Genomic DNA, 10,393 nt, shown 5'->3' with positions numbered 1-10,393 from the left:
TTCCCCGGGAACGGCGGGGGGAAGGGCCACAAAGACATCGCCTTCGGCGACGAGACGGGAATCGGTCTGAATGGTGCGGAGTTGTTTACGAAGCTCGTCGCAGAGCTGGGCAGAGGTTACGCGCATGGGCTTACTCCTTTGAAGGGGGTGTCTTCGCTTCGGAAAGGGGCGGAGTGTCTGTGAGCCAGACGGTACAGGTGCTGTCGTCGGTGATGCGCGTTCCCGGCGGAGGACTCTGACGGAGCACGAAGGTTCCGTTGCCTTCCATGGTGGGAACAATGCCGCGCGCCACGCAGGTTTCTATGGTTTTGCGGAGGGTGAGCCCCCGCAGATTGGGCATGACGTTGACCCCGGACGCCGAGGCCTTGCCGGCCATTTTCTGGGCGCGTTCGCGCTCCTTTTTGGCCTTTTCGGCGCGGTACTTGGCGAGGTTTGCGAGGTAGATGGCGTCTTTCTTGCGCTGGGCGAGCTGGGCGGGAGTGAGCTTTCTTTCCTGCTCCTTTTCGGCCAGGGCGAAGGTGACGTCGGGCAGATAGCCGTTGTAGGCCAGAGTGCGGGAGGCCACCTTCTGGAACACGGGCGCGGCGATGGCGCCGCCGTAGCCCGTGGTGGTGGGCTCGTCGAGCATGACGTAGATGACGTAGCGCGGATCGTCGGCAGGCACGATGCCGCCGAAGGAGGCGAGACGCTTGCGGCTGTAGCCCTTGCCGGAGTGATCGGCCTTCTGGGCGGTGCCGGTCTTGCCGGCCACGCGCACGCCGGGAATGCGGGCCCTCGTGCCGGTGCCGTTGCCGTCCACGGTTTCCTCCATCATTTTGAGCACGGTGCGGGTGGTTCTTTTGGAAAAGATGCGCTGACCCGCGGCGGAGGTGGTGTTCTGACCGGGTTCGTCCATGACGAGGCTCAGGGGCCGGAATTCGCCGCCGTCGGCAAGGATGGTGTAGGCCTGAAGCATCTGGATGCCGGTGACGGAAAGGCTCTGACCGAAGGAGGTGGACATGAGGTCGAGCTCGCTCCAGTCTCTCGGGGCGCGCAGGATGCCGCGGCTTTCGTGAATGCCGATGCCGGTGCGCTGGCCGAATCCGAGCCGGTCGAGGTAGGAATGGAACTTCTGCGCGCCGAGCATGAGGCCGATTTTGGCCATGCCGATGTTGCTCGAACGGGAAATGATTTCCGTGGCGGTAAGTTCGCCGTAGGCGTGGGTATCGTCGCGGATGGGGGCGTAGCGGGTGCGCCACACGCCGTTTTCGCAGAAGATTTTGGTGTTCGGGGTGACGAGCTTTTCTTCGAGGGCGGCGGCCATGAGAATGGGCTTGAAGGTGGAGCCGGGTTCGAGGCTGTCGCCGGCGAGGCGGTTTCTGTAGATGGAGGAACTCGCCTCGCGGTAGTTGTTGGGATTGAAGAACGGATACTGCGCCCAGGCGAGAATTTCGCCGGTGGCCACTTCGGAAACGAGCACGCCGCCCCAGCGAGCGCCGGAGGAGCGCACGGCGTCGGCGAGCACGTCTTCGGCGATGAACTGCACCTGCACGTCGAGGGTGAGGGTGATGTCTTCGCCGCGCTGTTCGGCGGCGTCGTCGCGTTCGTTGTTGAGAATCTGTTCGGCGGCGTTGCGGGAGACGCGGCTCTTCACGCTGGTGCCGCGGAGTCTGTCGTCGTAGGCGAGCTCCACGCCTTCAAGGCCGTGGCTGTCCACGCCAACGAAGCCGAGAAGCTGTCCGGCAAGGTGACGGTAGGGGTACACGCGTTCAAATTCGCGCGAGAGGCCGATGCCCGGAATGCCTTCCTTCTGAATGGCGGTGGCGGTGGCGTCGTCCACCTTCCGCTCCAGCCAGATGAAGGCCTTGTTCTTGCGGAACACGGAGGCGAGATCGGCTTCGCTCCGGTGCAGAAGCGGAGCGAGGCGCTTCGCCGCATCGTTGATGTCTTCCATGATGCGCGGATTGGCGTACACCGACTGGCAGGCCACGCTGCGGGCGAGCACGCGTCCGTTTCTGTCGAGAATGCTGCCGCGCGCGCCTTCAATGACCTCGGTGTAGGTGTGCTGACGCTCGGCCATGTCGCTGTACACGGGGCCGAGCAGCACCTGCACCTCGAAGGCGCGGAACCACAGCAGCACCCAGCAGACCACGAAGAGGGCGGCGGCGTAGTGAAAACGTTGCCCGAGCAGCCAGTGCCAGCGCGCGCGCAAGCGCGAGAACAGCCCTTTGCCTTGGGAGGCGGAGGGCTGACTCTGGATGATGCGGCGATTGATGCGGCGTTTTCCCGACGACATGCGGGAAGACGAAGAGGAGCTGTTCGGGCGCATTCGCTAGTCTTGGCTGGAAGGTTTGAGGCGGCGGATCTGGCCGGGATCGGCCATGCTCATGCCGAGCTGTTCGGCGGTTTTTCCGAGAACGTAGGGGGAGAGCAGGCTGTCGCGTTCGACTTCCAGCTTGGCCACGTGGGCGCGGGCCGATTCGGTCTGACGCTGCATTTTCTGAATGGTGTAGGCGGTGTCGCTCCTGTCGATGCTCAGCCAGGTGAGGGCGACGCCCATGATCAGGCTGAACAGGATGGAGACAATCAACATGAGGAACCAGCCTCCGGAACCGAGCGTAGCGGTGTGCGAATTCATGACAGCTCCTTCTTGAACGGCGGCAGCTTTTCCACGACGCGGAGTTTGGCGCTGCCGGATCTCGGGTTTATGAGAAGTTCGTCCCTCCCCGGGACGATGGGTTTCTTCGTGAGGAGCGCAACCTCTGCGTGATGACCGCACACGCAGCGCGGCAGATGCGGCGGGCAGAGGCAGTCGGTGCTCCACTGCCGGAACCGCTGCTTCACGATGCGGTCTTCCAGCGAGTGGAAGGTGATGATGGCCAGTCTGCCGCCCACGGAGAGGCGGGGAAGAATGGCGTCGAGGAAACGTTCGAGCTGTCCGAGTTCGTCGTTGACGACCATGCGGATCGCCTGAAAGGTGCGCGTGGCCGGATGATTGCGCGCTTCGGCCCGCCACTTGGCGGGATAGGCGCGCCGCACGATGTCCGCAAGCTGCCCCGTGGTTTCGATGGGCGCTTTCTGCCGCGCCTCCACGATGGCCCGCGCAATGCGCGGCGCCTGCGGATCTTCTCCATAGGTTTCAATAAGGTGCCGCAGGGTGTTCACGTCCGCCATGTTCACCACGGTGCGCGCCGACTGCATCCAGGGCTCTCTTCCCGCAGAGGAAAGACTGCCCATGTCCATGCGCATGTCGAGGGGAGCGTCGTCGTGCAGGGAGAAGCCGCGGTCGGCCACGTCGAGCTGCAGCGAGGACACGCCGATGTCGAGCAGCGCGCCGTCCACGGTGTCCCAGCCGAGGGCGTCGAGGGCGTCGGCAAAGGAGGCGTATTCCAGCGAAAAGAGCCGGCAGTTCTCGCCGTAGGGGGCAAGGCGCTGCGCGGCGCGTTCGAGCGCCTGCGGATCCCTGTCGAGCCCGCAGAGCATGGCCTTGCCTTCGGCGCGTTCCATGAGCGCCGAGGAGTGTCCGGCCAGACCGAGCGTGCCGTCGAGATAGCGGCCGCCCGGGCGAGGCGCAAGCGCGTCGAGCACTTCATTGAGAAGCACGGAGACGTGCCGGGCGTTTTCGGCGGTGACGGCGGGGTGTTGCGGCGTATGACGAATCATGGCGGAGACTGCGGGCTAAAGGGAAAAATCAATGCCGCTTGCGGCGAGTTCCTCGGTAACGCCTTCCAGGTTTTCCGAGGACATGGAGGCGCGCAGGGCGGCGGGGTTCCAGATTTCAAAGCGGTCCACGAGACCGAGAACTGTGGCTTCCCTGTCCAGACCGGCGTAGGCGCGGTGGTCGGGAGAAAGCAGAATGCGGCCGTGGGCGTCGGGGGTGTGCGTTTCCGCGCCGCCTATCACGAGACGGCGGAAGGCGCGCACCTTCGGGGAAGGGTTGGGAATGCGCATGAATTTTTCTTCCAGCTCCACCCAGTCGTTCCACGAAAAGGCCACGAGGCATCCGTCGTAGGTGGTGAGAACGAAGGATGCGCCGGGCGCGGACGAAGAAGCCCCATCGGCTGCCGCGCCGCCCGCTCCCTGAGAAGTGAGGGCGTCGCGGAATTCCGGCGGAAGCGTCAGACGGCCTTTCGGGTCGAGACTGCGCGGGTATCTGCCTCTGAAAACCATGCCTGTTCCACTTTCTGCCACTTTTTCCCACTATTTGCCCATAAAACGGAAACTGTCAAGGCCGAAAGCGGGAAGGAATGTGACAACCTGTGAAAATCATGTGAATAATCGAAAGTGTTACAATTTTTCTGCTTGTCATGGTTCACCGGCGGCCTTTTTTCGGAGGCGGAAAACGGGGGAAAAGGGCAATTGCGGAGCTCGCAAAGAGGGGGGGCGATGCACGGAGCCGGAGGCGCATTTTCGTCTCGATTCGGGGAGAGAGGGCAAGGAGAAAATCGCGCGGCGGATACTCTCGACTTTTTTTAAAAAAAGAGGCAGAATGCCCGCACAGCGACGGGCGCGAGGAGGAAAAGCGGGTTTTTCATCCTCCGCAGGCTGAGTCCGTCATCCGTGCTTCTCTTTTTAAGGAAAGGAATTTTTATGCGTACCAAAATTGTTGCCACCATCGGCCCCGCCAGCTGCGATCGTGAAAAGCTCGCCCAGCTGGCCGACGCGGGCGTTTCCGTATTCCGCCTCAACTTCTCCCACGGCGATCCCGATTTCTTCCGCGGCGTGGTTTCCAACATCCGCGAAATCGAAAAGGAATGCGGCCGTCCGCTGACCATCATGCAGGATCTGCCCGGACCCAAGATCCGCATCGGCATTCTTCCCGAAGGCCGCATCGAACTGCACCGCGGCGACAAGCTCATTCTCGGCCGCGAACGCAAGGAAAAGGAAGAGCTGCCCTTCATTCCCTTCGATCATCCGCGCATTCTTTCCGCCCTTGTTCCCGGCGACACCCTGGTGCTGGCCGACGGCGGCCTGCGCTTCTGCATTGAGGAAAAGGTGGAGGACGAGCGCTTCATCATGGTGGCTCAGGAAGGCGGCGCCATTTCTTCCCGCAAGGGCCTCGCGCTGCCCGGCAAGTCGCTGGCTCTGCCCGCCATCACCGATCAGGACCGCGAAAAGCTGGCCCTCGGCATGGAACTCGGCGTGGACGCCGTGGCCATTTCCTTCGTGCAGACCGTGGAGGACGTGCATCAGATAAAGGCTCTGCTGCATTCCTACGGCCGCGACGACATTCCCGTGGTCGCCAAGCTGGAACGTCAGAACGCCGCCGTGGAGAACCTCGACGCCATCGTGGCCGCGACCGACATCGTCATGGTGGCCCGCGGCGACCTCGGCGTGGAATGCCCCATGCCCGAACTTCCGGCGCTGCAGAAGCACATCATTCACACCTGCAACCGTGCGGGCAAGCCCGTCATCGTGGCCACGCAGATGCTGCTTTCCATGGTGAACACGCCCGTGCCCACCCGCGCGGAAGTGACCGACGTGGCCAACGCCGTGCTTGACGGCGCCGACTGCGTCATGCTCTCCGACGAAACCGCCGCGGGCAGCTATCCCATCGAGGCCGTGCGCTACATGCGCAAGATCACCGACGAGGCGGAAAAGTATCTGCTCGCCACCCGCAGACTCGAACCTCCCAAGGACGAGACCGACACTTCCCGCTTCCTGGCCTACACCGCCTGCCTGCTCGCCAAGACCGAAAACGCCTGCGCCATCGTGGCCCATTCCGTGACCGGCGGCGCGGCCCGCATGCTGGCCGAATGCCGTCCCGGACAGACCATCTACGCGCTGACCTCCAACTCCGTGGTGGAACACGCGCTCAACTTCGTCTGGGGCGTGCAGCCCTACTTCATTCCCGTGAGCGACAGCAGCATTTCTCATCTGCGCCGCGTGCAGAACTTCATTGCCACGAGCAGCAAGTTCCCCATGGGTCAGGACGTGGTCATCACCGCCGGCGAATACGCTCCCGGCGAGCAGAAGCGCCGCACCAACCTGGTGAAGATCTATCACAAGTAGGAACTTCGGGGCCTGCCCCGGGTTCTGCCGGAGGGAAATGTTTCCCTCCGGCGCCTTTCGCGCCGCAGCGCCGGATTGCCGGCCTGCGCGCACACAAAGGACGCGCCCCGCAAGGGGCGTTTTTTTTTGCCCGGCGCTCGGGGCGGAACTGATTTTTTTGATGACCGCGGGACGGATGCCGTAATGTTGCGGTAAGAAAACGAGGGTATGCCGGAAGAAACGGAAAGTGCGGGAGGCAGGTTGCAAGAGGCGGCCCGCCCGGGGCGACGGCTCCGCTGCCCGGGCGCCTGATGGCGTGCCCGGCTCTGCGACAGGCGCCTCGGCGCGACCGTTCGCGCAGCCCGGGAACTGCGGTGCGGCGCATGCGCAGCCTTCCTCCGAAGGGAGGGGCATGTTTGTGGTTGTGACATTCCGTTGTGCTGTGCTACAACAAAAGATGAACAGCCCGCGTGCGGCCTGAAATTGCAGTGCGCAACAGGCCCGTTTCGCTCTGCAGCGCCCGGGCCCGGCCCGCCGCGCGGAACATGCAGCCCGCCGCAGCGGGACTGCTTGCATCATGAAGACGCTCCCGAAAGGGACGAACCCTGCTGAAGGCGGACCCCTATGGAAAAAAAGACTGCTGTCGTTTCGGACAGAACCGTGACGGCTTCGGACATCATGCCGCCGCTTCCCGACGCCTCTGCGCCGGCGCTTTCGGCCGAAGACAGGCTGGTGGTGCTTCTCGCCTCGGCGGCGCAGGAGGGCGGACGCCTCTCGCCGGATGCGTGGCGTCGGGCGTCCGACGCGCTGGAAGAGGTGTTTGCGCCGCAGGCTCAGGCTGACGGCGCGGCCGGAAGCGAGGCGGAACATCGTTTCTTCGTGCTGCAGACGCATTTTCATGCGGCGCTGCTTCAGGATCCGCTGTCGCCGGAGCAGTTTGAGGCGGATCGCCGTCTTTCCGAGGATCTGGCGTCGCTTTCGCCGGACAAGGCCGAAGCCTACGCCGAAGCGGTGCGGGAACTTTCGCCTGCCTACGCCGCCGTGGTGTGCCGCGCGCTTTCGGAAGATGCGGCGGGCCGTCGTCGCGTCATGGAGCGGCTGGGACGCACCGTGCGTCTGCTGCCGGGCGTGGCGGAATGGGAAAGCGTGTTCGGCTCCGAAACGGAAGAGGACACGCGGGGCGTCGTCATGCAGGGCGGGGTGGCGCAGCGTCGGCCGGAGTCCGGCGGGCGGCTGTCTCCGGTGCTGCGGCGTCAGATGGCGGCGCTCTCGTCCATGCTTTCCGGGGCGGGCGCGGTGTGCAGCGACGTGGCGAATACCGCCGCGGATCAGTACGACGTGGCGGCGCGCTACCTGCGCGATTTGCGTCGGCAGCGGCTGTTTTCCCTGTTTTCGCCGTCGTTGCGGGACATGTCGGTGGCGTCCGGCTTTGAGAGGGCGGCGGCCGGGGCGGAATGCCTGGAGCGGGCCGCGCTCGATGTCGGAGACGTGGAGCTTGCCCGCGAGGTCGGCGATTTTCGGCGACTCATGGCGGAGCAGCCCTTCACGCTGGTGGTGGTGGGCGAAGGAAAGCGGGGCAAGAGTTCGCTCGTGAACGCGCTGCTCGGCGGCGAGTATTCTCCGGTGCGCGAATCCGTGCCGGAAACGGCGGCCGTGGCGCGTTTTTCATGGGGCAGACAATTCGGCGGCCGCGTGCGCTTTCTCACGGGCGACGAGTGCGCGCGTCTTGTGGAGTGCTGCCGCGGCGAGGAAGGCCGGGGCGAGCTGTGCGAGCGGCTGGAAGTGCTGAGCCGCAAGCTGCCGCCGAGGGAAGATGAGATTCTGGACTCGCCGGAGCGCCTGCGGGATTTTCTTTCCGCCTCGGAAAAGGGAAGTCTTTTTGCCGCGCGCGTGGAGGCGGAACTGCCTGCCGACATTCTCAAGCACGGCCTCGTGCTGGTGGACACGCCGGGCCTGAACGCCACGGATCCGGTACAGAATTACCTGGCGTTTGAGGAATGCCTTGCCGCGGACTGCCTGCTCTTCGTCATGGACGCGCGCAGGCCGGAATCGTCGTCGGAGCAGGAGCTTTTGCGTCAGCTTGCGCGTTCCGGGCGCGCGGCGGCGGTGATCGGCGTGGTGACCGGCGCGGACAGGCTGAACGAAAAAGAGAGCCGCGGCGAGGCCATGGAAAGGGCGCGTCTTCTCATGAACACGGCGTCCGCCTGCGGCATGCGCGTGCTGGATCTTCTGGAACTGAACGCCCGAGAGGCCATGGAACAGCGCTGTGCCGGACCGCGGCGCAGCGGAGGCGCGGGCTTTCAGAAGCTCTGTGCGCTGGTGGAAAAGGCGGCCTCGGAGAAAAACGCCGGTCGAGAGGAGCACGAGGCCCGCATACGGAGCCGGGGCCGGGAGATCGTCCGTGCCTCGCGCGAGGGCGCGGAACGTTTTCTGTCGCGCGAGCTGGGCCGCCTGCCCGACGCGCGGCACGAGCAGCTTCTCTCCGCGCACGTCGCCCGGCTTGACGAGGTCATGAAGAGCTGTTCGAGTCAGGCGTGGTCCGTGGTGAGCGCGGCATCCGTGGACGTGGAGGCCTGGCGCAAGGAGCAGGAACGCGCGCTCGACAGCTGGCAGGAAACCATTGTGCTGCGCATCATGGACGCGGCGAACAGACACGCCGACTCGCTCGGCTATACCGGCATGTTCCGGGCGAAGAACTGGAAGCGCTTCGACGAGGAGGAAGTGCCGCGGATCGCGCGCGAATCGCTGGAAGAGCTTCTTGCCGGACGCCGCGACGTGCAGAAGGACTGGAACGAAAAACTGCGTCAGTTCGGCGAACGGATGCGGGAAATTTCTGTGCTCTGCCTCGACGCCGTGGCCGTGGACGACGTGGATCTGCAATCCATGGCGGACGTGCCGTTCAGTCGCGAACGCTGGCTGGTGAACGCGAATTCCATCATGAAGAAGGTGGGACTTGTGGCCGTGGGCCTGGCCATCCGGCGAGGCGGAGGTCTGGGGCTGGGCATCGTGCTCGGAAACATGGGCTGGTGGGCCGTGCTGCCCGTGGCCGTGGTGGGAAGCGTGGTGTGGACGCTCATGAAGTTCGGCAACCCTTCGCGCTGCCGCCGCATTTTCATGGAGCGCAAGGAAGAGGTCGTGCGCCGCTGGGTGAAGAGTCAGCGCGCCCGGCTCAACGAGCTGCTTTCCCAGAATCTTGAAGAGCTGACCTCCGCCTACGGCAAGGCCGTGAGCGAAGGTTTCGTGCCCGCACTTGCGGTGCTGGCCGAAGAAAGTTCGGCGCTTTCCGCCTATCTCGGCGTGCTGAGGAAAATCCGTTCCGGCGTGGAATCGCGCGCCCAGGAAACGCTTCGCCTTGCCGCGCAGCTGGAAACGGCGCTGGAATCGCCCGGAAATTAGGGGCCGAATTTCGGCCCTTGCCCGAGCTGTGCTCGAAGCGCGGACGGCGTCAAGAGCCATGACCGCGTCAACCTGTCTGCCGCTTGACGGGGCACGATGACGGGAAGCGGAGGGCGCGGTAAAAGCGGCTCTTCTTTCTGCGGCCCCGGCGGACACCGTGAGGACGCGGGCAGGAGGCAGGCGGCAGCCGCGGCGGAGGCGGCATGTTTTCCCGCGGCGACATGTTGAAGGCCGCCGCGCGGGGCTCGATGGCGGCCCTCCTGCGCTGTGTTGTGTTGTCCTTCGCTTGACGGGCCGCGATGCGCGAAAAACGGAGTTTTTTTCGCGGGGGAAGCGGTTCGGATGCCGCGAAACGTCAGGTTCCGCCAGGGAAAACGCGGAGTTTGACGGGGCGCAGGCGTCGGCGTTCGCACGAAAAAAGAGGCCGCGTCCTGAAAAAAGGACGGGCCTCTGCTGAAATTCATGACGTCTTGCGCCCTTGGCGCGTTTCGCGGGAGCCTCGCGGGAGTCGGAAGCTTGCGGCGTGCAGCGCAGGCGGAAGCGGAGGTTTCGTGCGGGCAGGCGCTGCCCGTGCCGCTGAAACCGTTTTCCGGCAGGGCTGCAAACGCGGAGCGCAGCGGAAATGCTGCCGTGTTTCTCCGGCTGCGTTACTTTTTCGGCGCGCTTTCGCGGGACTGGGCTTTTTCCTTCACCCAGTGATAGCCTTCAATGGTTTTGTCTCTGGTCCACTCGTAGCCGGAAATGACGTCTTCCTTCACTTCGCGGCCCAGCTCACGGGCCTTGACGGCGGTGTCATTGGTGGTCTGGCTGGTGGTCGTGCTGGAAACTTCCCGCCCCTGGGCATCGTAGGAGACGACGCTGCTGGTGGTGCTGGTGCTGCACGAAGCGAGCAGCAGGGCGAGACACGAAAGAAGAGCGGCATGTTTCATGAGATCCTCGCAAGGCGCGGGCGGCGCGTGATCCGGGCGGCCCGCGGAAGGCTGAAGGAAGGGCCGGAGCCCGGAAAGGCCGGGGAAAAGCCCCCGGC

General features: G+C 64.5%; 7 protein-coding genes. 2 read left to right on the top strand and 5 right to left on the bottom strand.

Annotation, left to right across the window (positions count from 1 at the left end; translation table 11 throughout):
• Positions 1 to 130: 130 nt before the first annotated feature.
• Genes ACZM96_RS07340 through ACZM96_RS07325 form a run of 4 tightly spaced genes read right to left on the bottom strand, consistent with a single transcriptional unit; the run spans position 131 to position 4,149 of the window.
• Entirely contained in the window at positions 131 to 2,308 is a 2,178-nt protein-coding gene (locus ACZM96_RS07340) for a penicillin-binding protein (protein WP_489488229.1), read from the bottom strand.
• 3 nt (positions 2,309 to 2,311) lie between these two features.
• Entirely contained in the window at positions 2,312 to 2,617 is a 306-nt protein-coding gene (locus tag ACZM96_RS07335) for a hypothetical protein (RefSeq protein WP_294489006.1), read from the bottom strand.
• On the bottom strand, positions 2,614 to 3,642 hold the full coding sequence (gene rsmH, locus ACZM96_RS07330) for a 16S rRNA (cytosine(1402)-N(4))-methyltransferase RsmH (RefSeq protein WP_489488227.1): 1,029 nt from the start codon (positions 3,640 to 3,642) through the stop codon (positions 2,614 to 2,616). Before rsmH ends, ACZM96_RS07335 begins: the two co-directional genes overlap by 4 nt.
• Positions 3,643 to 3,657: 15 nt before the next feature.
• On the bottom strand, positions 3,658 to 4,149 hold the full coding sequence (locus ACZM96_RS07325; RefSeq protein WP_489488225.1) for a division/cell wall cluster transcriptional repressor MraZ: 492 nt from the start codon (positions 4,147 to 4,149) through the stop codon (positions 3,658 to 3,660).
• Between the two features lie 420 nt (positions 4,150 to 4,569).
• Here ACZM96_RS07325 and pyk point away from each other — a divergent pair, with 420 nt between their 5' ends.
• Both pyk and ACZM96_RS07315 read left to right on the top strand, forming a co-directional pair.
• Positions 4,570 to 5,991, top strand: coding sequence for a pyruvate kinase (pyk, locus tag ACZM96_RS07320; protein WP_489488223.1), 1,422 nt, complete (start codon positions 4,570 to 4,572; stop codon positions 5,989 to 5,991).
• Positions 5,992 to 6,594: 603 nt separating this feature from the next.
• Positions 6,595 to 9,366 (top strand): dynamin family protein, encoded by a 2,772-nt coding sequence (locus tag ACZM96_RS07315; protein WP_489488221.1) that lies wholly within the window; start codon positions 6,595 to 6,597, stop codon positions 9,364 to 9,366.
• 647 nt (positions 9,367 to 10,013) lie between these two features.
• Here ACZM96_RS07315 and ACZM96_RS07310 read toward each other — a convergent pair.
• Positions 10,014 to 10,295 carry a hypothetical protein gene (locus tag ACZM96_RS07310; RefSeq protein ID WP_489488220.1) on the bottom strand — a complete coding sequence of 94 codons (282 nt, stop codon included), beginning with the start codon at positions 10,293 to 10,295 and terminating at the stop codon, positions 10,014 to 10,016.
• Positions 10,296 to 10,393 lie beyond the last annotated feature (98 nt).

The sequence above is a fragment of the Mailhella sp. genome (genome assembly GCF_057866825.1).
Note: the sequence above shows the minus strand (reverse complement) of the source record. Positions and strands in the feature narration are given on the sequence as shown.